Here is a 22028-nt window from a genome sequence, read left to right as displayed (position 1 = left end):
AGGCAGGAGGAATGCGAGTGATTTGGGCAGGTTGTTGAGCTTCAGTCATAAAAATACTCCCCCTAACCCGAAGATTAGAGGGAGTATACCTTACGTTACGAGTTTTTCAACACTTTAAGTAAGGGCGTTGCTCCTGGACGGCCTTTTCTTTGTCTCTTCGCGGTTACTTCTTTGCTTGTTTTTTGTGCCCTTTCTTCTTCCCGATACTCGTTTTGATCTTCTGGATCTCCTGGTTCATCTTGTCCATGTCCCGCTCGATGCCCAGGACGTTCAGGCGCAGTTCGGTAATCTGCATGGCCAGCTTCTCGTTGGAAGGAACCTCTTTGGGAGGGGCCGTTACCGGGATGACTGCCTCTGGCTTGGCAGCTTCGGGCTGAGCGGAAGGCGCGGGAGTCGCTTCAGCGCTTGCCTTGGGAGCGTTCGAGGTCAGGGCCCAGCCCCCGACATACCCCGTGAGGCTCCCGTCGGTGGAGGATACCTTCACCCATCCGCCGGCACAATCACCAGCGGTGGTGACCTGCTGGTCCTTCTTCAAGACGGCGACCACGCGAGCCTTCATGCTCGGGGTCTTCCGGAGGCGCAGTTCCAGGGCGTTGACGGTACAGATGGTGTCCGCAAAGACAGGTGCTGCAATAGCGGTTACTGCTGCTGCAAGTATCAGGGTGCGGGTTGTCTGGTTCATTACAGCTCCTTGTGGGATGGATTGAGGACCTGGTCTGGCCATACGGGTAAAAACTCTGCGCCAGTAACTTTGAGAGGTAGGGTTGTTGGCATCTCCTGTACGGTTGACTGCAAAGCTTAGCAGCTTGTTGTCAGGATGCCAGTGATGACGTCGCTTTTTGAGGATAACCGGTGTCAAATACGGGCGACCTTTATTGCACAAAAAAAACTAATTAGCAACAGGTAAATGCTGTGCTGGGCCTCTGTTGGCATGTGATTTGGGTCGAGCAATTGACACTAGTGACCAGATATTATATCTGCCCCACTTTGTCAATAGCAGTGTGATTTTAGAATGTTGAGCGGTGTGAACTGCACGGGGAGAGGGGACTGCATTGCCTCTTGCAGGCGTGCGGGTAGGTGGGCTATGCAAGTGAGCGGTAGGCTGGTGCCAGTCTGACCAAGTCTTCTGACAGTCGGGTGATTTCTGCTGCCAGCGTGCGGTCCAGCTTTTTGCGCCAGCGCGATGGTATGCCGGCTTCACCGTAGTAGGCGCCGGCCAAGGCACCCGCGATGGCCCCGGTGGTATCGGCATCGCCACCTTGGTTTACCGTCTCGATCAGGCAGCCTTCGAAAGTTTTCGTGCTGAAAAAACAGTGAAATACCGTCTGCAGGGTGTCCACCACGTACCCGGTGGCGAGCCCTTTGTACGGCTCGAAGCCAAAGGTCGGGAAGCTTTTCACCAGGTCATCGACCTCACGGCGCAGGCTGCGCAGCGAGCGCCCGGTGATGGCCAGGTGGACGAGATTGCCAAAGCAGATGCAAGCCGCATCGGAGAGTGCCTGGTTGTGGGTGAGATGTGCCTGCTCGACCGCGCAGCGGCGCAAAAGGTCCGGGTCGCCGAGGGTGAAAAGCGCGACCGGGAGCATGCGCATGGCTGCGCCGTTTCCCCCGTCCCAGTTGTTGGGTGGCGTTTCCAGCATCCCCTTCAGCATATAGTTCCGGATACCGCGCCGGCAGGTGTCGCCGACGTCAATTGGTTTCGATTTGAGCCAGTTGGCGAAATTGTCCGCAATCCCCGTGAGGGTCCAGGCACCTTTATCGACCAGGGCGCGGGCGATACAGAGCGACATTTCCGAGTCGTCGGTTATCTGTCCAGGTTTAAGCCGCAGCCACCCTCCGCCGACCATGTCGCGCAGGACCCCGTATTTATCCCTTATCTCACCACGGGTCATGAACTCGACAGGTGCGCCCAAGGCATCGCCAATGGCCAAGCCGAAAAACGCCGCTCGGCCGCGGGACAGCAACTCTTCGGGAGGAGGAAGTGTGATCATGCCGGCTCTCATGCAATAAGCAATCCCCCGTAAAGGTGCTCGCCGTTCCTGGGTTCGCCGAACGACGGGTTGCCGGTGTTGCACAAAAAATAGTCGTTGGTCTGTTTACAGGGCACTCTCTTGAAAAAAGACCCGATCCTTGGGCAGCACTCCCTCAGTCTCCTTCCTTAAGAACCTACCTTCTGCGGCAGGTAATGCCAATCTCTGGTTCGATCACCTCCCTTCTCTCGAAACTAGGCGAATTTACGCACTTTCAGCCTCCGGAAAAGACGCAGCTGCTGTCGTTTCAACCTGACCTGAACGGGCCTTCTGTCATTCAGGACTGCTGCTGTGCCAGTTACTGGCACACTAAATGCTCATACCCGGACATCGGTACGACGACGTATCGCAACTACCCGGCAATGAAGCCCGGCGGACCTCTTCCGTCGGGCTTTTTACGTTGCTGGTCAGATGGTCCGGGATAAAAGCATCAGCCCGGCGCAAGGGAGGATATCAATGGCGACATCGTGCAAAAAAATGGAAAAGATCCAGGGGCATCCTTGTTTCGGCGGCAACCACCACAAAAACGGCAGAATGCATCTTGCCGTGGCACCCAAGTGCAACATCAAGTGCGGCTACTGCACCAGGAAACACGACTGCGCGAACGAGTCGCGCCCCGGCGTGACCAGCAGACTGCTCACCCCTGCCGAGGCCATCGTGAAGGTTCGCGAGGTCATGGCAAGCCCGATTACCGGCCCGATGATCAAGGTGGTCGGCATTGCAGGCCCGGGGGACCCGCTTTTCAACAACGAAACCTTCGAGACCTTCCGGATGGTCGGGGAAGAGTTTCCCCACCTGATAAAGTGCCTGAGCACCAACGGGCTGTTGCTTCCCGACAAGATGCCGCTTTTGAAGGAAATCGGGCTGCACAGCCTGACCGTCACGCTGAACTCCCTGGATCCCAAGGTCGGCGGGAAGATCTACTCCCACGTGTTTTACGAAGGGAAGCGCTATACCGGCGAGGAAGGGGCGGCCCTGTTACTCATGAACCAGTTGGAAGGGATCCGGCAAGCGGCAGAGTTGGGACTTACCATCAAGATCAACACCGTGCTGATTCCCGGGGTGAACGATGACCAGATCCCCAAGATATCGCAGAAGGTGAAGGAACTCGGGGCGTTCGTGATGAACATCATGCCGCTCATCCCGAACGCCGATTTTGCCGATATCATGCCGCCTACGCCGGACCAGATCGATAGCCTGCGGAAAGCCAATGAGAAAGTTATCGGCCAGTTCGCGCACTGCAAACAGTGCCGCTCCGATGCCATCGGTCTCATCGGGGAAAACCTGCAGCTCGAGCCCTTGCCGAAATGACGGGGTGTGAGCCCTTTACCCCGGACGATATCCCCGGCTTTTTGGAACTTGCCGCGGACGAAGGGTGGATCAGCGGGTACTGGGAGTTCGAGTTCCTGTTGCGCAGTTTTCCGCAGGGGTGTTTCGTCTGGCGCGAGGCAGGAGAAGCCTTGGGGTACCTCACCTCGGTTAAGTACGGTAAAAGCGGCTGGATCGGAAATCTCCTGGTGCGCCCCGAAGCACGCCGGCGAGGTGTCGGCCGAGCCCTGATGGAACGGTCGGTGTCGGTACTTCTGAAGCATGGCGTGGAAACCGTCTGGCTTACCGCCTCCGAAGAAGGCGCCGGTATCTACCGCAAGCTTGGGTTTGCCGTCATCGACAGCGTCAACCGTTGGACCGGTTGCGCCGCTGCGAACCTCTCCCGTTCCCCCGATCTGCTCGATCTTGAGTCGGTGCGTGCCGTGGACCGGGTAGGGTGGGGCGACCGCCGGGAGTCGCTGCTGGAGGTTACCTGCGCCAGGGGACGCCTGCACACCAGTTCCGGGGGCTTCATCTGTTGCCAGGAGTGGGACGACGGTCTGCAGATCGGGCCGTGGGGTTGCCTGATTCAGTCCCAGGCGGCACAGCTCATGGACCAGGTGCTGGTGCAAGGTGAACAGAGGGTCTTTCTGGATGTTCCCGGCGGTAACTTCACCGCGAACGAGCTTCTTTTGCAGCGGGGGTTCGCCGTCAAGGGGAGTGCGCTGCTCATGTACCTGGGACACCACCCCCTGTACCAGCCCGGTAGCATTTTTGCTCTCGCCAGTATGGGAAGCATGGGGTGACAGCTTAGGATCTGTCGAATTCTGCCGTGGCTGTAGTTTGTGCTGCTAGAACCGTAGGCAGCTTGGTTATCGTGAAACGAGCGAGGTGAGTAATGATTGTAGTGGCCTGTATCAAGCAGGTACCCGACACAACCCAGGTGCAGATAGATCCCGTTACCAACACCCTTATCAGGGACGGCATCCCCTTCATCGTCAACCCTTACGACAGTCACGCTTTGGAAGAGTCGCTACGACTTAAAGAAAGCCACGGATTCCGCGCGGTGGCACTGTCGATGGGCCCGCCCAACGCTGAGGCCACCTTGCGCAAGGCCCTTGCTGCCGGGGTCGATCGCAGCATCCTGCTGTCGGATCGCGTCTTCGGTGGCGCCGACACCCTCTCAACCAGTAACGTCCTTGCCGCTGCGATCGAAAAACTTGCCCAGGAGGACGAGATCGGCATCGTGTTCTGCGGCAAACAGACCATCGATGGCGACACCGCGCAGGTGGGGCCGGGGATCGCGGTCCGGCTGGGATTCAGCCAGTTGACCCTGGTAGACCGGATCGAAAAGATCGACCTGGCCAAGAAAACGGTGACCGTGCGGCGCAAACTGGAGGGGCGTTACGAGATTGTCGAGGCGCGCCTGCCGGCCATGATCACGGTGGTACGCGAGCTGAACCGGCCGCGTTACCCGACCGTCCCCATGCGCCTTGCCTCCGCGAAGGCCCAGGTGGAGCTCTGGAACAACGAGGTGCTCAAGCTCGATGTGAATACCGTGGGACTGAAAGGGTCGCCCACCTGGGTAAGCCGCATCTTCTCCCCGCAAAGAAGCGAAGGCGAGATCCTGGGCGATGGCCTGAAGGACCCGGTGGGTGCGGCCCTGTTGCTGGTAGATCGACTACTGGAAAAGGATCTGCTTGCGGTTTAGTCGCTTGCCGGCGGTCCGGTACCACCTTTGCCTGACGGGGGGTGGACCTTTTGAACCTGAAGCTTACGGGCAAGGAGATGCTGAAGATGACTGAAGCCGTAAAAGCGAAGAAACCGCGGGGCAGGGCCAGGGTAATTCCTGGAAAGTGCGCAGCCTGCGGAGCGCGCTGCCAGAGTGCCTGCCCTGTCGATTGCATCGAGATGACTGAAGCCGGTGAGCCGGTCGTTAGCGCGGAGAAGTGCATCGGCTGCCTTAAATGCGTGAAGGTCTGCCCGGCGTCAGCCCTGGAGATGTTCTTTACCCCGGAGGAACAGAAGATCCTGGCGGAACTCGCCCAGGCTGCAGCACCGGAGGTCGACGAAGAGGAACTCGAACGGCAGCGCCGGATTGCCCCCTTCCGCGGGGTCTGGGTGTTCGTCGAGCAAAACGACGGAGAACCGGCGCGCGTCTCCTGGGAATTGATGGGATCGGGCCGCAGCCTCGCCGACAGTCTCGATGTGGAATTGAGCGCCATCATCATCGGGTCTGGCGTCGGAAAGCTGGCCCAGGAAGCGTTCAGCTATGGTGCGGATTGCGCCTACCTCATCGATCAACCGGTTTTCGCCCGCTACCGCACCGAACCGTATCTCGAGACCATGTGCTACCTCGTCGAGAAATACAAGCCGGAGGTTGTCCTCATGGGGGCAACCGGCATGGGACGGGACCTTGCGGGTGCGGTGGCGACCCGGGTCAAGACCGGGCTCACCGCCGATTGCACCGGGTTGGACATCGACGACAAGCGCAACCTGATGCAGACCCGCCCCGCGTTTGGCGGCAACATCATGGCCACCATCATGTGCGACAAGTACCGTCCCCAGATGGCCACGGTCCGACCGCACGTCATGCCGCTTCCCGAGCGCCAGCCGAATGCCACGGGACGGGTGCTTCCGGAAAGCTTCGCGATCTCGGAGTCCTCCATTTTCAGCAGGGTGCTCGAGGTAATCACCGATAAAAGCGGGAAGGATCGGGTGGACGTCGCGGGAGCCGAATTCATCGTGTCCGGGGGGCGTGGGCTGATGGCGAAGGAGAACTTTGCCATCCTCGAAGAGTTGGCCGGCGAGCTCGGAGCCGTGGTTGGCGGGTCGCGCAGCGCGGTTGACGCCGGATGGCTGCCGCCAGACCGCCAGGTGGGTCAGACCGGGAAGACGGTGCGCCCCAAGATTTACATCGCCTGCGGCATCTCCGGTGCGATCCAGCACCTGGTGGGGATGCAGGACTCGGATGTCGTCATCGCCATCAACCGCGATCCGGAAGCTCCCATCTTCGAGGTGGCAACTTTCGGCATCGTGGGGGATCTGTTCGACGTGGTTCCGGCACTGACGACACGCATCAGGGAGTTGAAACAGGCGAGGGCCTAGGAGCTCGAAGGCTGATGCACATCCTAAGAGGCAAAACCCTTGAATCCGCATTGACGGATGCCCCCTAACCAGGAACGAGTTAAAAAGCGCAAACAGCAAAACTCGAGACCGCTCTCCCCTCGCCCTGTGGGAGAGGGGCAGGGTGAGGGCGGAGCCACAGGGCGCCACGTAGCACCACTTCTATTCAGTCACACGCAGCGACACTATTCAAAGGCGGGCAAACCATGCAACAGTCACTATTTACCGCTCTTCTCATCGCATCCTTGGTTCTTTTCTGTTTCAGCTGTTACCGGCGGCTCTCCTTGGTTGCGGTGGGGACCGGCGAGTACCGCTTCGATCAGCCCCTGATCCGCCTCAAGGAAATGCTGGTCTACGCCATTGGGCAGAAACGTGTGGTACGGCGTCCCTTCGGTCTAAACCACGGGGTCATCTTCTGGGGCTTCCTGGTGTTGGCACTGGCCAATGCCGAGTTCCTCATATCCGGGGTATTCCCGGGCCTCTCCTTCCAACTGTTGCCCAAAACCTTGGCCGGTGCACTCTCGTTTGCCTTCGACGTCTGCTCGCTGGCTACCCTGGTGGCGGTGCTGGTAGCCGCCGTCCGGCGTACGGTCCGTCCGCCGTTTCCGGAGGCGCGCACCTTCGAGGCGTACTTCATCCTCGGCATGATTGCCCTGCTGATGACCGCCTACTTCGGAATGCACGCGGCCGAGATCGCCTTGGGCAAAGTGCCTGCCGGTGCCACACTGCCAGTATCCAGTGCGCTGGCCGGCCTGTTGGCAGCACCTGCTCTGGCTGTTGTCCTGCCAGGACTGCCCGAGACTTTCTGGTGGCTACACGCCCTGGTCCTTTTGGGCTTCATGAATTTCCTCCCCTTCAGTAAGCACATGCACATCCTGACGGCTATCCCCAATGTCTTCCTGCGCACCCTGGGGCGTCCCAATTGCCAGGAGAGGGAGCAATTTGCCGAGGGGAATCGCTACGGCGCCAACAGCATCGATCAGATGAGCTGGAAGGACCTGTTGGATTCCTTTTCCTGCACCGAGTGTGGGCGTTGCCAGAACGTCTGTCCGGCCGCCAGCACCGGAAAAAGTCTGAACCCGCGCCTGGTGGTGCATGCCCTGAAAGAGAATCTCCTGGAAAACGGCAGGAGTGTCACGACTGGGCGGCCGGCTGCCTTGATCGGCTCCGACTGCGGGCAGAGTGCCGAGGCCTCCCTGTGGAGTTGCACCTCGTGCGGGGCCTGCATGGAGGCCTGTCCGGTGTTCATCGAGCACCTCCCCAAGGTGGTGAAGATGCGCCGCCACCTGGTGCAGATGGAAGCCAAGTTCCCGGAGGAGTTGCTCAACTTTTTCGAAAATATCGAGCAGCGTTCGAATCCCTGGGGGATGGCACCCTCTGAACGGGTGAAGTGGGCGTCGCAGATCGAGGTACCCACCTTCGAAGCGGGGAAGACGGAGTACTTATTGTTTGTCGGTTGCTCCGGTGCCTTCGACGCCCGTAACAAGCAGGTTACCGTTGCGCTCACCAAGGTGCTGGATGCTGCCGGGGTTTCCTACGGCATCCTGGGCAAGGAGGAGAAGTGCTGTGGTGAGAGCGTGCGGCGCCTGGGTAACGAATACCTGTTTGAGCTGGTTGCCCAGCAGAGCGTCGAGCAGTTCCGCTCCAAGGGGGTGACCAAGGTGATCACCCAGTGCCCCCACTGCTACAACACGCTGAAAAACGACTTCCGCCAGTACGGATTGGAGCTCGAGGTCGTGCACCACAGCGAGCTGATCAAGGAGTTACTGGACGCTCAGGCTCTGCAGGTGGGAACGGTGCAAGAGTTGGGTGATGTCGTGCTGCACGATTCCTGTTATCTCGGGCGCCACAATGGAGTGTACGATGCTCCGCGCGCTACCGTGTTGGAACTGACCGGGACCCCGGTAAAGGAGCTGGAGCGCAACCGGGAGAACGCCTTCTGTTGCGGGGCCGGCGGCGGCCGGATGTGGCTTGAGGAGCATGAAGGGACCCCCATCAACAAGAACCGGGTTCAGGAGGCGCTGGCAAAGGATCCCGATACCATCTGCGTGGCCTGTCCGTTCTGCATGACCATGTTCGAAGACGGTCTGAAGGACCACGCTGGTGCTACCACGCAGGTAAAGGATATTGCGGAGATCGTGGCGTTGGGTCTCAAGGGGGCCGCCAGCTAATGCCGGGTAGCCGGATTCCTGGCACACTGTGACACGGGAAAGGGGCGGACCGAAAAGGTTCGCCCTTTTTTTGCCTTGTGCTCAGACGGTAGCCGTCGTACCATCCGGCGCACAATCCTCATGAGCACAGGTCCTGGCCGTGTCTCATTTGAAAAACGTGCGCGGGACGGGTAGGGTGATGCATCGTTTTCTTCTAAGTTCCTTTGCCGTACTCATCTTTTCGGTTCGGGTAGTCTTCGCCGGTCCCCTGGAAGATTGCCGTGAGTTCACCGCATTCGGTGTCCCCGGCAACTCGGGGGACCTCTTGTGTCGGAAAGGATATCTGCTGGCCCACGATCCTACCAAAAAGACGCCGATCTGGGTGGTCGAACACCTGACCCGGGAGAAGCTGAAGCGCAAGGTGACCGGTCGCTCGGACAACTTCCGGCCCGACGACGACCTTGCCGAGGGGAGGCGCGCAGAACTTTCCGATTACCGCGGTTCCGGGTACGATCGTGGTCACCTGGCCCCGGCGGGGGATCTGGCCTGGGATGAACAGGCGATGTCGGAAAGCTTTTACCTGTCCAACATGGTCCCCCAGGTGGGAATCGGCAATAATCGCGGCATCTGGATGGAGTTGGAGAAAAAGGTGCGCAGCTGGGGTCTGGAGCGGGGCGAACTGTTCGTGTACAGCGGCCCTATCTACCGGGCCGAGGACCAGGAAACCATCGGCACCAACCGGGTCGCGGTTCCTGGATATCTCTACAAGATTGTGCTGGATCCCGGTAAAAAGGAAGCTCTTGCCGTCATCCTCCCCAACAGGAAACTGAGAACCGAGGATTTGCCGAAGTACCTGGTGAGTGTCCGCGAGGTCGAACGCGAGACGGGACTCGATTTCTTTTCGGTGCTGCCGGTACAGGAGCAGGAACACCTGGAGGCAACCCCGTCCGCTAGATTCTGGCGGGTGAATCAAAGCCTGGGTGAAGGTTGGCAGTAGGGTTAGTGTGACGTCTTGAAAATTCTACTTTATTCGGTAAGTGTCTCGTAGATAGTGGAGCGATGTTTTATGGTATAGATGATAACTTCATTTTCCCTTATCTGGTAAACAACTTGCCAGTTTCCCACCCGCAGCTTCCAGAATCCTGCTAGAGTACCCCGCAATGGTTTTTCATAAAGATCTGGTTCTGTGGCTAGGCGTGTTGCTAAAGCAGCCCGCGGGGATTTGTTGTAGGCATGGCTAAACGCCCAGTTCCAGTGTATCACAGGTGTTACACCTGCTGCATCAACTCACCCCGAGGTGATAAATACGGTGAGCCACTAGCTGTCATGGTGTGGTGACGAACTCGGCCACATCGCGCTTGAGCCGTGCCAGTGAATCCTTTTCCAGGTACATCATGTGTCCCGACTGGTAGCGGTGCGTGGTGATGTTCTGGCGCAGGGTGGGAGTGAGCCCCAGGTGGGCCAGGGTGTAGTCGGTAGCAAAGTGGGGTGTCGCGAGATCAAACAGTCCGGAGCCCACGAAGACCTTCAGGTACGGGTTCTTGGCCATGGCGTTGCGCAGGTTGTCGCTGGTGTCTGCATAGCCGTTTTTCGTTTCCCAATCCCAGCGCCCGATGCCGCCGCCCAGGGTGTGGTACTCGAGGTCGGACTTGAAGCCCAACTCCTCGCGCAGGTAGGTGTTCACCAGCGAGGTGTAGGGAGGGCGGATGATGGCCACGGTGGGATCGAAACCCGATGATGCGGCGGAATCCACATTCGCGGCATTGAAACGGCTGTCCATGTACCCGACGGTGCGGCGCTGGTCGCGCAGCAGGTCGCGGACGAAATTGCGGCTGTCGATCCTGAGGTTGAGGTTATCTACGTAGGCAGGCGAGAGCCCGGTGTAGCGGGAGAGCTTGGTAACCACCTCGCGGCGCTCCTCGTTCGTGAGCCGATCTCCCTTGTTGAGCGCCCACTGGTATTGGGAACCTGCCCAGGCCTCTGCTTCGGCGAGAGTCCGTTCCAGGTCCTGCTGCAATTCAGGAGCGAGCCTCTTGTGGTACCAGGCGGTCGCCGTGTAGCTCGGCAGGAAAAGCTGGTAGGGGAGGTCGTTGCCGTTATCGAAGGAGATGGTCTGGAAATTCAGCACCGACGATATCAGGATGATCCCGTTGAGCGCCACGCCGTGTTCGGCAAGCTGATCCGCCATCCCGGCGCAACGGAAGGTGCCGTAGCTCTCTCCAACCAGGTAGATTGGAGAACTCCAGCGCTCGTTGCGGGTCAGGTAGAGTCGAACGAACTTTACCAGCGATTCGATATCGCCGCGCACCGCAGCGTAGCCTTTGGCGAGATCGGGTTTACTGGCGCGCGAGTAACCGGTGCCGACCGGGTCGACGAACACCAGGTCGGCCAGGTCGAGCCACGAGGAACCGTTATCCACCAGGCGGAAAGGGGGGGCCGGCATGTTGCCGTCCGGCAGCATCTCGACGCGGCGCGGGCCAAGCGCGCCCAGGTGGAGCCAGACCGACGCCGCTCCGGGGCCGCCGTTGAACACGAACATGATCGGGCGCGGCTTGGTCCCCTTCGGTGTGTCGACGGTGTACGTGGTGGAAAAGATCTCCGCTTCGGGTTCGCCGGCTTCGCTGGTCAATGGCAGATACCCCGCGGTTGCCGTGTAGCTGTACTCCTTTCCTGCAATGCTCACCTTGTGCCGCGTCACCGATGGTGGTGTCTTGACGGACAAGGTCTTGGCCGTTTCGCTATCCCTTTCGGTGGCATCGGTCCCAGGATGTTGCTGGGCCGCCTGAAGCTGAGGAACGGACATTGCGACAAAGAGGAACAATATCGCTGTCACTACCGCTAATTTAGACAAGAGGGCTACCTCCAGAATCAGTAGAACTGCTTTTATTATTGAAGTAATAGCAGCTGTTCTTTGAAATTGCCAGTGCTATCCCCCATAAAAGAAGGAGCTTCCTACCCGGGTTGACCGAGTGAGGAAGCTCCTGATGTTACTTGCAGTGGTGACCAGATTTCCTAGAACGCGACGTAGGGGCCGGTGCCAAGGGACGAACTCTGTCCGCTTATGCCGATGTACACGTTACGGCCCATGAAGAACGGCAGGCCCCAGTCGAAGCCGAAATTGGAGGGACCACCCACCTCGACGAAGACGTTGTTGCTGGTCGAGGTGAAGAGCCCTCTGAAGTTTCCGACGTTGAACGTGACGGGGAGGCTCGGGGTGCCATTGATGCCGACGTCGGTTGCCGAGAGGGTGAGGGTGCTCGACGGGCAGTACCAGCTCGAAAATACGTCGGTGGGATCGTTGGAACAAAGCGGCAGGCTGCTCGGGAAGTAGAGCGCGTTCGATCCGGTATCCACGAAAGCGACGTTGGAGACGCCGTTGAAGATGGTCGTGAACTCGCCCGCCTGGTCGGTCGGGAAAACGGTGACCACGGAGGGTGCATTGTTGGTTTCGGTGCCGATTCCCAGCAAGAGGGAGCCGTCCAGCGACGGGAGCCCGCCCAGGGGGACGCTGGGGAGTTGCACCACGACGCCGTTTTTGTCCTGCGGGAGGCTTGCCACCGGGTTCCGCACCTGGTTTGTGAGGCTTACCGCGGTACTGCTACAATTCGAACCGATGCAGCTGAAATAAACCCCGCCCCGTTCACCGTTGGCACAACTGGGTCCGCAGTCTTCCGCCAGGGGCCCCACGCCGAGGATTCCGGTGTAACCGGCGATTGCCGGGGTAGAGTCGGGCGTGCCGCAGGAGGTGGGGGTGGCAAAACCGGCATCGATCACCTGGATGGGGACCGTTACCGGTTGCTCGGCTCCCAGTTGTACATTGGCCACCTGCACCGGTCCCCAGATGGAACTCTGGTCGGCAAAGTGGACGCATTCGACGAGGTTCCCTGAACCGGCGGCGACCTGGGTCAGGGTTAGTCCGGGAATTGCCTGCCGGAAGATCCGAAGGCCGTAGCTTCCCGTGTCTAGAAGGATGTCGTTCACCGTCCTGCAGGCCGAGTTGTCCGGGTTACAGATGGTCACGGCAACGCAGGGCTTGTTGATATAGCCGCTGGAGGTCGCGCCGGAGCAGAGGGACCCGTTGACCGTGATGCGCATCGCGTTGGCGCCGATGCTGGTTCCACCCGTTACCGTAATAAGCGTCGCACCGGTAACTGGTCCAAGAGATGCGGTAATGGTGGAGACCCCCGAGGTCGTGCCGACGCTTGCCAAACCGGTACCTGTCCCGATGATGACTACTCCCGAGGAGGATGACCAGGTTACCTGATTCGTGAGGTCCTGGGTGCCGTTGTCCGAGAAATTGCCGGTCGCGGTGAACTGCAGGGTCCCTCCGGCGCTGACGGTGGGATTTGCCGGGGCTACGGTAATCGAGGTAAGGGTCGGACCGCTGGGCCTGCCACCGCCACCTCCGCCGCATGCCGTGGAAAACAACAGGAGCGCTACCAAAAGCACCAATTTGACTATCAGGCTAACGTATCTCATCGACATTCACCCCCTCTGGCAGCATTGCGGGCAGGTAGGCCCGGCCCTGCAGATCGCGCATATGGCCCCAGGTTTCCACGACTACGCGCGGGGTTACGATGCGCAGGCCCTTGCGTCCGTGCTTTCGTTCGGTGGCGCGCTTGGCAGTCCAGTATTCGTTGGCGTAGTTCCCAAGTATGGTGTCAAAGTCGGGATGGATCATCCCCTTCCAGGCTATTGCGAAGACGATCCCTGAAGCGTTGAGATATTCCCGTATCGTGGTCGAGTCGAGGGCGAGTTCCTGGATTGTGTAGGCCGCGGTGCTGGAAGCGCTCTTCTGGGTTGCAGCCAGAGCCCGTCGGTCCCTGGCCACCGAATCGGATTTCTGGCCGAGCGTGGCCAGGGCTGGTCCTGTGCCTGCAAGGACAGCGGTCATGCAGGCCAACAAAACAACTGAGGAGGTTCTTTTCATGGCGCACGTTCCTTTGCCGGTCGTAAAGGTTCCGGCGTGATGGGCTGACCTGACGTACTGTGGGTTTTACTAGGTGGTGTCGATTGAGGGGTAAAACTTAGAGTATTCTAACCTAAGTTTTGTATTTTGGTGGGTCGTGTGACGTGAGATTCAACGTGGGGAAGGGGCGGGGTTGAAAAAAAATCCCCCTGCGAGGAGGGGGATTCTCATAACGTTAGCGGTAGAGCGGCCTGCCGGTTACTTGCTGCCGGTTTCCTTGTTCAGCAACGCGACAATTTCGTCGGTCACGTCTTTGGGGGCGGGGATGTCGGCTGCGTAGAGCATCTCTTTCTTGGTGAGGATGGCGGTGTAACCGTTGGCCTTGGCATACTCTGCGGCGACCTTTTTGATCAGCTTGAGGAGATCCTCGGTCTCTTTTTCCTGCATATCCTGCATTTCCTGGTTACTGGAACGCAGCATTTTCTGGTATTCCTCGACCTTTTTCTGGAACTCCTTCTGCTTGGCAACCCGCTCTTTCGGAGACATGGTTTCCAGCTTGGCCTCGATGGCGGATTTCTGCTTTTCGAGCTGTTTCTCCTTGGCCTGGAGTTTCGTGCCCAGCTTTTCGGACTTGGCTTTCAGGGACTTGGTGACGGCTTTGCCGCGGTCGCTTTCCGAGGCGATCTGGGACATGTCGACGTACCCCAGTTTCAAGCCCTGCTCCTTGACCTGCGGAGCGGGTGCTGCTGGTGCAGTACCGACTGCCGGGGTAGCTGGTGCCGGGGTAGCCGCCGGTGCGGCAACGGCTGCCGGAGCGGTAACGGTTTCGGCGGCCAGTGCGGTGCCTGCCACCAAGGCAGTGACAGCAGAACCCAAAACAAGAGCAGCAAACTTCTTCATGATGTATCCTCTCTGGTAGTTTAGTGTGGATTAGATCAACCGAATGAGGATAAATCCTTTGGGGTATTTTGGCAATTAAAGAATAAAGGAAATACTAGGGATTCTTCGGTCAGGCGCATCCTGAAGGTGTCTGGAACGTTACTGACTCAACCTTTACCCGCTGCTGCCGAAGAACATCCGTATTGACTCCCCCCTGCGCCGCTGTTACCATGCCCGCCACAAAAGGAGCCAGTATGACTGACATTCTTCACAGACTGCAGGGGTGTCTTGCTACCGGGACGTGTGAGCCGGGATTGCTCGACGCAGCGGCGCGCGAAATCCGCGAACTCAAGGAGCGCAGTGACCAACTCGAGGAGATCCTCATCATGCTGGTGCGTACCAGCATCCCCTGGGACGCCGATGGGAATACCACCGAAAACTTTCCGGCCTTCCAGGAGCGTTACCAGCGCCTGATTCACGAGGCCGCGGTCCTGCTGGGACTCGATGTCCGTAGCACCATCACCCGCACCGAGCCCAAAACCTGAAAAGGCGCCTGGCTTGGCAAAGGAGCCATCGATAATGCAGCTTATGCAACAGGTCGGCTTTTACCTGATTTTTTTCGTGCTTCCCGGCGTGGCCGGGGCACGTATCGCCTGGACCAAGGGGCGTAACCCGCTGCTGTGGCTGGTGGTGAACGGTTTGTTCCCGCCAACCCTGCTGGTTACCATTTTCCAGGGCCCGGCCCGGCCGGTTGCGGGTCACTATCGGCAATGTCCCTCCTGCCGCGAGTACAACAAGTGGCGGGAGAGTGTCTGCAAGTACTGCCAGAGCGAGTTTCCGAACTAGACGCCCGAGCCGCCGATGATCTCCCAGTCCCAGATCGAGTTCCTGCAGGTTTTCGGCCAGTTGAACCTGCTGTTCCGCCGTGAGCCGAGCATGCGGATGAAGCTCACCAAGTACCGGAACCTGGCCCAGAGTCTTCTGCGCCGGGACGAGGTGTGCGGGCACACCCTTTTGGGTTTGCTGGCCTGCCTGGAGCGTGACATCCCCGCCATGCACGAGCACCACAAACGGGCGCTCGAAATCGAAGAGTCCTGCTTTTCCCTCATCTACTACGCGGTCTCCCTGGAAAAATCCTGCCTCTGGAGCGAGGCTATCCGTTACGGCCTCATCGCCCTTGATTACGATCCGCACAACGAGAAGATCTTCGAAGCGATCCTCAAGCTGATTCCTTTAAGCGGCAGGTTCACGCACTATCAGCGCCTGCTTGCCCAGTGGCAAACTGCCAACAGCGGCGTGCCCCACAGCTGCCACCTCGACGCCGAGATCATTCTCGAGCTTTTGTCCCGGCACGGAGTTGCTGAGCGCGACCTGAAGGAGCTTCTGGGAGCCATCGGTGCCGCACTCTGTGACAGTAACCTCATCCTGGAAAACTTCCGGTACGAGATCGTCACCCGCCGGCGCCAGGCACCGTTTCTGCACTTTCGCATCATCGTCCCTGACGACCTTCCCGCTGCGCACTACGAGGACCTGGTGGACGCGCACCTGTCCCGCACCCATTACCACCCGCGCCTTACCGATGCCTTTTCCTTCAGCTTCGAAAACGCTGCGCTCTATGAACTGTACGCCAGCATGGAAGAGGAACTTGCCCAGGTGGGCGGGGAACTGCGGGTGCCAGATCCGGACAAACTTAACATCATCGGGGAGTTGGTGGCGGGGGTGGCGCTGTGAGCGGTGGCGAACCAAGACTGGGGCGGTTGCGTTTCCATGCGGCCTTCGAGATGGTGCTCGACGAACTGGTGGCCGTGGTCGCCAAGGAAAAACAGCGCGATCCGGAAAATTACCGGAAGTCGCCGCAGACCAGGCTGCTGGCCAGGATCTACCGCGCCATCAGGCAGGAAATCCCGGGTGATCCGCTGCACGCGAGCTACTACCAGGGGCGCAGCGAGGGGCACAGCTACCAGCAATGGAAGCGCGCCAAGCCTTGCGACAAGTACCGGCTTTTTTTCAAGTACCTGAAGGATGGCGACCTGGTGGTCTTTACCTGGATCACCAGCGATATCTCGGCTGCCAAGTATCGCAGCCACATGGACGCCCACCGTGCGTTTCGTCAGGAGCTTGCCCTGGAACGGCAACCTGCGACGGGAACAGGACCCGTGGTCGAGGCGCAGAAAGTTGACATTATTCTCTAGCGATAGTCGAACAGGTATGATGTAAGTATCTAGGCTAGAGTCTTATTTCCTAAAGCCATAAAACTTAAGCTCGGGCCGCGCGATTTGGGCGGCGAGGGCGGCGCAGTAACCGGCAGGCGCCGGAAGGTCGCGCAGACTCCAGCGCCGGGATTCTTCGGGATGGTCGTGGTGGACGACCAGGGCAGCTGGGACATTGGGGGCGAGAGAAACCTGGAAGGAGTTGGCTGGCTGGGAGAATCCGACTCCGGTACCTTTCAGGTAGGCTTCCTTGCGGGTCCAGCAACGGTAGAAGGCCGTGAGCTGTTGTGCGGGCTCCAGGGCAAAGAGTTCCTGCTGCTCTGACGGTGCGAAATAGCGCTCGGCCATGGGGCGAAAGTCAAGATCTCCGCGGATTTCCTCCAGATCGACCCCGACTTCGCTGCCTGCCGATACCGCGATTACCAAGTACTTTCCTGCGTGTGACAGGTTAAAGCAGAGCGAATCCGGCTCCAGGTGCTCCGACAGGTGCAACTTGCCGAACTCCCCCTCCGAAAGCAGCACCCTCTGTGGCACTTCCCCCAGATAGTTCCCCAGCAATTGACGCAGACGCCCCCGGCTGGCCATGGCCTGCTGACGTTTGAGCGGGTCGAGCAAGCGTTCGCAACGGGCACGTTCCGCCGAGGTGAGGAGATCCCTTAAACTGTTGAGTTCCTGGTCGGTGCAGTCGAGAGGCAGCAGGTGCAGGTGCACCTGGTTGGGGCGGGGGAGTGCCGGGAGGTGCTGCGCCACAGGCGCGGCCGGGATCAAGGTCCCTCCGGCCGGAAGCTCGCTTTGAGAATTTTGAGCCCTTCCTCGATGGAGATGCGCGGCTGGTAGCCCAATTCTTCCCGGGCGGCGGAGATGTCGAACCAGTGGGCGGTGGAGAGTTCGCTGGCAACGAAGCGGGTCATCGGCGGCTCGCCGGAGAGCCGCAGGGTCTTCCAGGCGATTTCGCAGATCGTGCCGATGGTGTGGGCCAGATAGGGCGAGATGCTGCCGGTGACCGGCGCCACGCCAGCGGCATCCAGGATCCGGTTCACCATGTCCCACAGGGGCACCGGTTCGCCGTTGGAAATGAAGTAGGCCTTCCCGCCGATGGGGCAGCCGGGTTCCAGGCGGTCTGCGGCGTTCAGGTGCGCCTCGGCCGCGTTGTCCACGTACACCGTGTCGACCAGGCAGGGGCGCTTGCCGATGCGGCGCAGTTTTCCCGCCTTTCCCTTGGCGACGATGCGCGGCACCAGGTGGTTGTCGCCGGGGCCCCAGATGAGGTGCGGCCTCAGCGCTACCGTTGCCAGGTGTGAAGAGTTGGCATCCAGCACGAGCTGTTCGGCAACTGCCTTGGTGTGCGGGTAGTGCGCCTCGTAACTCGCTGGGTAGCGCAGCTTTTCGTTGCCCCCCTCGATGTCGGAGCCGTCAAAGACCACGCTAGGCGAGCTGGTATAGACCAGGCGCTTGATCTTGAGCGAGCGGCAGGCCTCCAGCACGTTATGGGTTCCTTGCACGTTCGCCCGGAAAAAGTCCCGGTAATCCCCCCAGATTCCCGCCTTGGCGGCCACGTGGTACACGATGTCGCACCCTCGGATCGCCTCGTACACCGCCTCCGGGTTGGCGAGGTCCCCGTGGTACTGCTCGACCCCCAGGAACGAGAGCTGCTGGTACTTTCCGCGGGTGAAGGTACGGACCTCATCGCCACGTTGGCGCAACTGGCGGACGATCGCGGTTCCCAGAAATCCGCCACCACCGGTTACCAATGCCTTCATTGGAGCCTCCTCGCCGCCCAGACCGCCAGTTTCTCGCGGAAAATCTTGGCGTTGTGCCGGATGTCGACCGGAAATGCCGGGTGGAACAGGATGGTCTCGATATTGTGGGTATGGATGTGGTCGCGGGCGATGGTCAGAAGTTCGGCGCGCACCGCCTCCTGGTCGACCTTGATCCCTTTCTCCAGCTCGACGCAGAGTACCGGGCGCTGCTCGCCGCGGGGGCCGACCCCGACCAGCGCGCTGCGGAACACCGCCGGATGCGTGTTGAAGACGGCCTCGCAGGGGATGGTGAACAGTGTGCCGGAGGCGGTTTCCAGGCGGTGCGACTTGCGGCCGCAGAACCAGACGCGTCCCTCTTCGTCGCGCCCGCCCAAGTCTCCCATGCGGTGGAAGAACGAGCCGGTCTCCGGGTCGGCGATCTTGGAGAGATGGTCGGCGTCGGGGCGGTTGTAGTAGCCGCGGGTCACCTGGGGACCCTGGACGACGATCTCGCCGATCTTGCCGGTCGGTACGCGCAGGGATTCATCCCAGTAGTAGATCGGGTCGTCGGTGATCTCGATGACCTCGAGCCGGACCCCCTCGACGGGACGACCAACACAAACCCCGCCGCCGGCATCCGTGATGCCGCGGGTGCTTCCCAGGATCTCGCCAGAGCCGATGGAGCAGACCGGCAGCGCCTCGGTAGCACCGTAGGGGGTGAATACCTCGGTCCCCGAGGCAAGCAGCGAGGTGAATCGCTCCAGGACCGCGGCAGGAACCGGGGCGCCGGCCGAGATGGCGCGCTTGAGCGTCGGGAGTTTCACTCCGTGCTTCACCCCGAAGCGGCTCACCCGGTTGATGAGCGCGGGGGAGCCGAACATCGTGGTGACCCCGTAATCGTTGATGGCGTCGATGATGCTGCGCGGGTTGACCGAGCCGGGGCGGGTGAAATCCATCTCGGGAATTACCGCGGTCATTCCCAGGGCCGGCGCGAACAGGGCGAAGAGCGGGAAGGTGGGGAGGTCGATCTCGCCGGGCTGGATCCCGTACACCTGGCGCAGCGCCTCGACCTGGGCGGCGAAGTTGCCGTGGCTGTACACGGCACCTTTGGGGGCGCCCGTAGAGCCGCTGGTGAACAGGATAGCCGCGACGTCGTCGTGGCGGGTCGGCGCCGGGATGAACGGCTGGTCGGAGGCGTCACGGTTGATCAGGTCGTTCAGCGTGCAGCCCCCCCAGAAAAGCCGCGGTCCCACCGTCACCAGGGTCCGGATCGACCCCTTGCCCCAGCCGAAGAGGAGCCGTGCCAAGTGCGCCTTGGGGATGCCGATGAAGGCATGCGGCTCCGCCTCGGCGAAGCACTTCTTCAGGTTCTTGATCCCCAGCCCCGGATCGATGAGCACCGGCACCGCGCCCGCCTTGAACAGCGCGAAGGTGAGGGCGAAGAACTCCGGGCTCGGGGTCACCATGAGCACCGTGCGGATGCCGCGGCAGATGCCGACGCTCAGGAGGTTGCGCGCGATCCGGTCGCTCATCAGGTTCAGCTCGGCAAAGCTCAGCCGGCGTCCCTGCTTGGGGAAGATGATCGCGGTGGTGTCCGGTTGACGGCGCGCCATCTCGGGGAGATGGGCGGCGATATTGACCAGGGATTCGTTCAGCATCGGCTCTCGCTGGCGGGCACCGGGAAGGTGGTGTCCAGGAAGTTTTCGATAAGCGGGATGACCTCGTCTTTCATGTCTTCCAGAATGTAGTGGCCGGCATCGGGATAGCGGTGCACCTGGGCCTCCGGGAAGCGCCGGATCCATTCTTTCAGGAAGGTGGGGTCGAAAACGAAGTCCAGCTCGCCCCAGTAGATGGAGATCGGCAGACCGCGGAATTTTACCAGACTATCGGCCACCTGGCTCACCAGGTCGAAGTTGCGGTCGCCGGAAAACAGCGGGATGTCCTGCACAAAGCGCAGGGTCGCAATCCGGTTTTGCCAGGAGTCGTAGGGCGCGCGGTAGGCCTGCTGGAGGTCGCGGGGCATCGGGTTCTTTTTGCAGCCCACGATGGAGGCGCCCACGCTGAAGGCGTTGAAGCCGCGCACCAGGAAGCTCCCCAGCGCCGTGTCCCGGCAGATCTTGAGTCCCAGGGGGAAGGTCTTCTCCTTGGGGAGGTGGAAGGCGGCAGTGTTGAGGAGCACCAGTCGGCCGATCCGCTCCGGGTGCCGGGCCGCGTAGGTCATGCCGATCATGCCGCCCCAATCGTGCAGGACCAGGGTGATCTTTTCGGTGATCCCCAGGTGGTCGATCAGGCGTTCCAGGTCGTCGACCCGGCGCGAGAGGGTGTAGTCGTAGCGCTCGTCGCCGGGCTTGTCCGAGAAGCCGCAGCCGATGTGGTCCGGTACGATGCAGCGGTAGCGGTCGCGCAGGGCGAGCACCAGGTTCCGGTAGTAGAAGGACCAGGACGGGTTGCCGTGCACCATGACCACCGGGGCGCCGGTGCCTTCGTCCAGGTAGTGGTAGGAAAGCCCGTCGAGGTCGAGCCGGTTACCGGTGAACGGGTAGTAGTTTTTCAGCTCTGCGGTAATCACCAATCCACCCCTAACATCATGCAGTTAAGCCCGCTGCCGATCCCCAGCATGGCAACCTTGTCGCCCCTTTCCAGGATCTCGCGTTCGTCGGCTAGAGCCGCGGTGAGCGGCAGGGACACCGTCCCCATGTTCCCCAGGAACTCGTAGGTGGTGAAATCCTTGTCCAGCGGTATTCCCAGCGTCTTCAGGATGGCGCTTTGATGGGCGCTCCCAACCTGGTGGCAGACCACGCGATCCACCTCGGAGCTTTGCCACCCCATCTCCGGGAGGAAGCGTTCCCAGGTGCGCATGCCGAGTTCCACGCCGAAGTTCATCACGTTGACTGCGTCGGTGCTCATGGACTGCACGAAGCCCCCCTTGCCGTCGGGGGTGACCCCCCACAGGCAGAGGGCGTGGTGCTCAGGTGCTGCCAGCGTCATTCCGCCGCGCAACCGGCGGCGCTGCGAGCCCGAGAAGGAGCCGTCGGTGAGCAGCACCGCGACCGCACCGGAGCCTCCGGTCAGGGTGGCAAGTGAGGATGCGAAGTTTTCCATGCGCTGGTCTGCCAGCATGCGGGTGATCATGATGTCGTTGATGTCCCGGGCGCTTTCGCAGGAGACCACCAGGCCGGCGCGGATCTGGCCGAGTTCGATACGGTTTGCCACCTCGAGAATACCGTTCAGTACACCCAGGCAGGCGTTCGAGAGATCGAACACCGCGGTAGCGCCCGAGACCCCGAGCTTGGCGGCGACCCGGCAGGCGGTGGCGGGTTCGAACTGTTCCCGGCAGACCCCGGTGTAGACCAGGGCACCCAGGTCTGACGCGGCGATGCCGGCGGCGCTGAGCGCTTTCTTGCCAGCCGCTGCGGCACCCTTAGAGAGCGGGAAACCAGGTTCCCACCAGCGCCGCTCGCGGATGCCGGTCAGCGCCTGCAGCTGCCCAGGTGCGAAGTGAAGCGCCTTGTAGAGCGGTTCCAGCCGCGACTCGAGTTCAGCCGAGGTAACTACCACCGGGGCAAGCTCATAGCCGAAAGATTCGATATATACCTTGGAATACTTCATTGAGCACCTTAACTGCTGTAATGTCATTTGGTGTTAAATCACTTTAGAGCTAACTCTCCCCCTCCCTT

22 protein-coding genes are annotated in these 22028 nt (G+C 60.4%); 10 read left to right on the top strand and 12 right to left on the bottom strand.

Annotated elements, in window-relative coordinates:
• Positions 1–163 precede the first annotated feature (163 nt).
• Together H7688_RS17705 and draG are read right to left on the bottom strand one after the other, a co-directional pair.
• On the bottom strand, positions 164–682 hold the full coding sequence (locus tag H7688_RS17705; protein WP_183362525.1) for an SH3 domain-containing protein: 519 nt from the start codon (positions 680–682) through the stop codon (positions 164–166).
• 400 nt (positions 683–1082) lie between these two features.
• Positions 1083–1991, bottom strand: coding sequence for an ADP-ribosyl-[dinitrogen reductase] hydrolase (draG, locus tag H7688_RS17700; RefSeq protein ID WP_183362524.1), 909 nt, complete (start codon positions 1989–1991; stop codon positions 1083–1085).
• Positions 1992–2486: 495 nt separating this feature from the next.
• Here draG and H7688_RS17695 point away from each other — a divergent pair, with 495 nt between their 5' ends.
• The 6 genes from H7688_RS17695 to H7688_RS17670 all read left to right on the top strand — a co-directional run bounded on the left by H7688_RS17695 (position 2487) and on the right by H7688_RS17670 (position 9611).
• Positions 2487–3341: a radical SAM protein gene (locus H7688_RS17695; RefSeq protein WP_183362523.1), complete on the top strand. Its 855-nt coding sequence runs from the start codon at positions 2487–2489 to the stop codon at positions 3339–3341.
• Entirely contained in the window at positions 3338–4144 is an 807-nt protein-coding gene (locus tag H7688_RS17690; protein WP_183362522.1) for a GNAT family N-acetyltransferase, read from the top strand. Before H7688_RS17695 ends, H7688_RS17690 begins: the two co-directional genes overlap by 4 nt.
• A gap of 92 nt (positions 4145–4236) precedes the next feature.
• The gene (locus tag H7688_RS17685; protein ID WP_183362521.1) at positions 4237–5049 is read left to right on the top strand and encodes an electron transfer flavoprotein subunit beta/FixA family protein; all 813 of its coding nucleotides are present in this window, start codon (positions 4237–4239) and stop codon (positions 5047–5049) included.
• An 86-nt stretch (positions 5050–5135) separates the two neighbouring features.
• Positions 5136–6446, top strand: coding sequence for an FAD-binding protein (locus tag H7688_RS17680; protein WP_183362519.1), 1311 nt, complete (start codon positions 5136–5138; stop codon positions 6444–6446).
• 224 nt (positions 6447–6670) lie between these two features.
• Positions 6671–8635 (top strand): (Fe-S)-binding protein, encoded by a 1965-nt coding sequence (locus tag H7688_RS17675; protein ID WP_183362518.1) that lies wholly within the window; start codon positions 6671–6673, stop codon positions 8633–8635.
• Positions 8636–8813: 178 nt separating this feature from the next.
• A complete protein-coding gene (locus H7688_RS17670; RefSeq protein WP_183362517.1) occupies positions 8814–9611 on the top strand; it encodes a DNA/RNA non-specific endonuclease in 798 nt (265 codons plus the stop codon).
• 29 nt (positions 9612–9640) lie between these two features.
• Here the strand turns inward: H7688_RS17670 and H7688_RS22935 are convergent, their stop codons facing one another.
• The 5 genes from H7688_RS22935 to H7688_RS17645 form a co-directional block, all read right to left on the bottom strand.
• Positions 9641–9877: a type II toxin-antitoxin system RelE family toxin gene (locus H7688_RS22935; protein ID WP_183362516.1), complete on the bottom strand. Its 237-nt coding sequence runs from the start codon at positions 9875–9877 to the stop codon at positions 9641–9643.
• 61 nt (positions 9878–9938) lie between these two features.
• Positions 9939–11297, bottom strand: coding sequence for a S10 family peptidase (locus H7688_RS17660; protein WP_246329871.1), 1359 nt, complete (start codon positions 11295–11297; stop codon positions 9939–9941).
• Positions 11298–11626: 329 nt separating this feature from the next.
• A complete protein-coding gene (locus H7688_RS17655) occupies positions 11627–13093 on the bottom strand; it encodes a DUF3443 family protein (protein ID WP_183362514.1) in 1467 nt (488 codons plus the stop codon).
• Positions 13080–13544 carry a DUF2844 domain-containing protein gene (locus H7688_RS17650; protein ID WP_246329870.1) on the bottom strand — a complete coding sequence of 155 codons (465 nt, stop codon included), beginning with the start codon at positions 13542–13544 and terminating at the stop codon, positions 13080–13082. Before H7688_RS17650 ends, H7688_RS17655 begins: the two co-directional genes overlap by 14 nt.
• 237 nt (positions 13545–13781) lie before the next feature.
• Positions 13782–14423 (bottom strand): OmpH/Skp family outer membrane protein, encoded by a 642-nt coding sequence (locus H7688_RS17645; RefSeq protein ID WP_183362513.1) that lies wholly within the window; start codon positions 14421–14423, stop codon positions 13782–13784.
• A gap of 233 nt (positions 14424–14656) precedes the next feature.
• On the opposite strand from H7688_RS17645, the gene H7688_RS17640 reads away from it, so the two are divergent.
• The 4 genes from H7688_RS17640 to H7688_RS17625 are packed head-to-tail and all read left to right on the top strand — an operon-like array spanning position 14657 to position 16594.
• Complete coding sequence (locus H7688_RS17640) at positions 14657–14947, top strand: hypothetical protein (RefSeq protein ID WP_183362512.1); 291 nt, start codon at positions 14657–14659, stop codon at positions 14945–14947.
• A 34-nt stretch (positions 14948–14981) separates the two neighbouring features.
• Complete coding sequence (locus tag H7688_RS17635) at positions 14982–15248, top strand: hypothetical protein (protein WP_183362511.1); 267 nt, start codon at positions 14982–14984, stop codon at positions 15246–15248.
• A 15-nt stretch (positions 15249–15263) separates the two neighbouring features.
• Positions 15264–16133 carry a hypothetical protein gene (locus tag H7688_RS17630; protein ID WP_183362510.1) on the top strand — a complete coding sequence of 290 codons (870 nt, stop codon included), beginning with the start codon at positions 15264–15266 and terminating at the stop codon, positions 16131–16133.
• Positions 16130–16594 carry a type II toxin-antitoxin system YhaV family toxin gene (locus tag H7688_RS17625; protein WP_246329869.1) on the top strand — a complete coding sequence of 155 codons (465 nt, stop codon included), beginning with the start codon at positions 16130–16132 and terminating at the stop codon, positions 16592–16594. The genes H7688_RS17630 and H7688_RS17625 overlap by 4 nt, the downstream gene beginning before the upstream one ends.
• Positions 16595–16636: 42 nt before the next feature.
• Here the strand turns inward: H7688_RS17625 and H7688_RS17620 are convergent, their stop codons facing one another.
• The 5 genes from H7688_RS17620 to H7688_RS17600 are packed head-to-tail and all read right to left on the bottom strand — an operon-like array spanning position 16637 to position 21960.
• Positions 16637–17380 (bottom strand): 4'-phosphopantetheinyl transferase family protein, encoded by a 744-nt coding sequence (locus H7688_RS17620; RefSeq protein WP_246329868.1) that lies wholly within the window; start codon positions 17378–17380, stop codon positions 16637–16639.
• On the bottom strand, positions 17377–18372 hold the full coding sequence (locus H7688_RS17615) for an NAD-dependent epimerase/dehydratase family protein (RefSeq protein WP_183362509.1): 996 nt from the start codon (positions 18370–18372) through the stop codon (positions 17377–17379). Before H7688_RS17615 ends, H7688_RS17620 begins: the two co-directional genes overlap by 4 nt.
• Entirely contained in the window at positions 18369–20009 is a 1641-nt protein-coding gene (locus H7688_RS17610; protein WP_183362508.1) for a fatty acid CoA ligase family protein, read from the bottom strand. The genes H7688_RS17615 and H7688_RS17610 overlap by 4 nt, the downstream gene beginning before the upstream one ends.
• Positions 20003–20917 (bottom strand): alpha/beta fold hydrolase, encoded by a 915-nt coding sequence (locus H7688_RS17605; protein WP_183362542.1) that lies wholly within the window; start codon positions 20915–20917, stop codon positions 20003–20005. Before H7688_RS17605 ends, H7688_RS17610 begins: the two co-directional genes overlap by 7 nt.
• Positions 20917–21960: a 3-oxoacyl-ACP synthase III gene (locus tag H7688_RS17600; protein ID WP_183362507.1), complete on the bottom strand. Its 1044-nt coding sequence runs from the start codon at positions 21958–21960 to the stop codon at positions 20917–20919. Before H7688_RS17600 ends, H7688_RS17605 begins: the two co-directional genes overlap by 1 nt.
• Between the last annotated feature and the right edge of the window lie 68 nt (positions 21961–22028).

Origin of the sequence: Geomonas limicola, assembly GCF_014193675.1 — a bacterium.
GTDB lineage: Bacteria > Desulfobacterota > Desulfuromonadia > Geobacterales > Geobacteraceae > Geomonas > Geomonas limicola.
Note: the sequence above shows the minus strand (reverse complement) of the source record. Positions and strands in the feature narration are given on the sequence as shown.

Bases quoted from the DNA above. Each gene is read 5' to 3' on its own strand.
- H7688_RS17655 (WP_183362514.1), bottom strand. From the start codon at position 13,093: ATGAGATACGTTAGCCTGATAGTCAAATTGGTGCTTTTGGTAGCGCTC.
- draG (WP_183362524.1), bottom strand. From the start codon at position 1,991: ATGATCACACTTCCTCCTCCCGAAGAGTTGCTGTCCCGCGGCCGAGCG.
- H7688_RS17690 (WP_183362522.1), top strand. From the start codon at position 3,338: ATGACGGGGTGTGAGCCCTTTACCCCGGACGATATCCCCGGCTTTTTG.
- H7688_RS17600 (WP_183362507.1), bottom strand. From the start codon at position 21,960: ATGAAGTATTCCAAGGTATATATCGAATCTTTCGGCTATGAGCTTGCC.
- H7688_RS17670 (WP_183362517.1), top strand. From the start codon at position 8,814: ATGCATCGTTTTCTTCTAAGTTCCTTTGCCGTACTCATCTTTTCGGTT.
- H7688_RS17685 (WP_183362521.1), top strand. From the start codon at position 4,237: ATGATTGTAGTGGCCTGTATCAAGCAGGTACCCGACACAACCCAGGTG.
- H7688_RS17675 (WP_183362518.1), top strand. From the start codon at position 6,671: ATGCAACAGTCACTATTTACCGCTCTTCTCATCGCATCCTTGGTTCTT.
- H7688_RS17640 (WP_183362512.1), top strand. From the start codon at position 14,657: ATGACTGACATTCTTCACAGACTGCAGGGGTGTCTTGCTACCGGGACG.
- H7688_RS17610 (WP_183362508.1), bottom strand. From the start codon at position 20,009: ATGCTGAACGAATCCCTGGTCAATATCGCCGCCCATCTCCCCGAGATG.
- H7688_RS17680 (WP_183362519.1), top strand. From the start codon at position 5,136: ATGACTGAAGCCGTAAAAGCGAAGAAACCGCGGGGCAGGGCCAGGGTA.
- H7688_RS17645 (WP_183362513.1), bottom strand. From the start codon at position 14,423: ATGAAGAAGTTTGCTGCTCTTGTTTTGGGTTCTGCTGTCACTGCCTTG.
- H7688_RS17615 (WP_183362509.1), bottom strand. From the start codon at position 18,372: ATGAAGGCATTGGTAACCGGTGGTGGCGGATTTCTGGGAACCGCGATC.
- H7688_RS17650 (WP_246329870.1), bottom strand. From the start codon at position 13,544: ATGAAAAGAACCTCCTCAGTTGTTTTGTTGGCCTGCATGACCGCTGTC.
- H7688_RS17635 (WP_183362511.1), top strand. From the start codon at position 14,982: ATGCAGCTTATGCAACAGGTCGGCTTTTACCTGATTTTTTTCGTGCTT.
- H7688_RS17695 (WP_183362523.1), top strand. From the start codon at position 2,487: ATGGCGACATCGTGCAAAAAAATGGAAAAGATCCAGGGGCATCCTTGT.
- H7688_RS17705 (WP_183362525.1), bottom strand. From the start codon at position 682: ATGAACCAGACAACCCGCACCCTGATACTTGCAGCAGCAGTAACCGCT.
- H7688_RS17630 (WP_183362510.1), top strand. From the start codon at position 15,264: ATGATCTCCCAGTCCCAGATCGAGTTCCTGCAGGTTTTCGGCCAGTTG.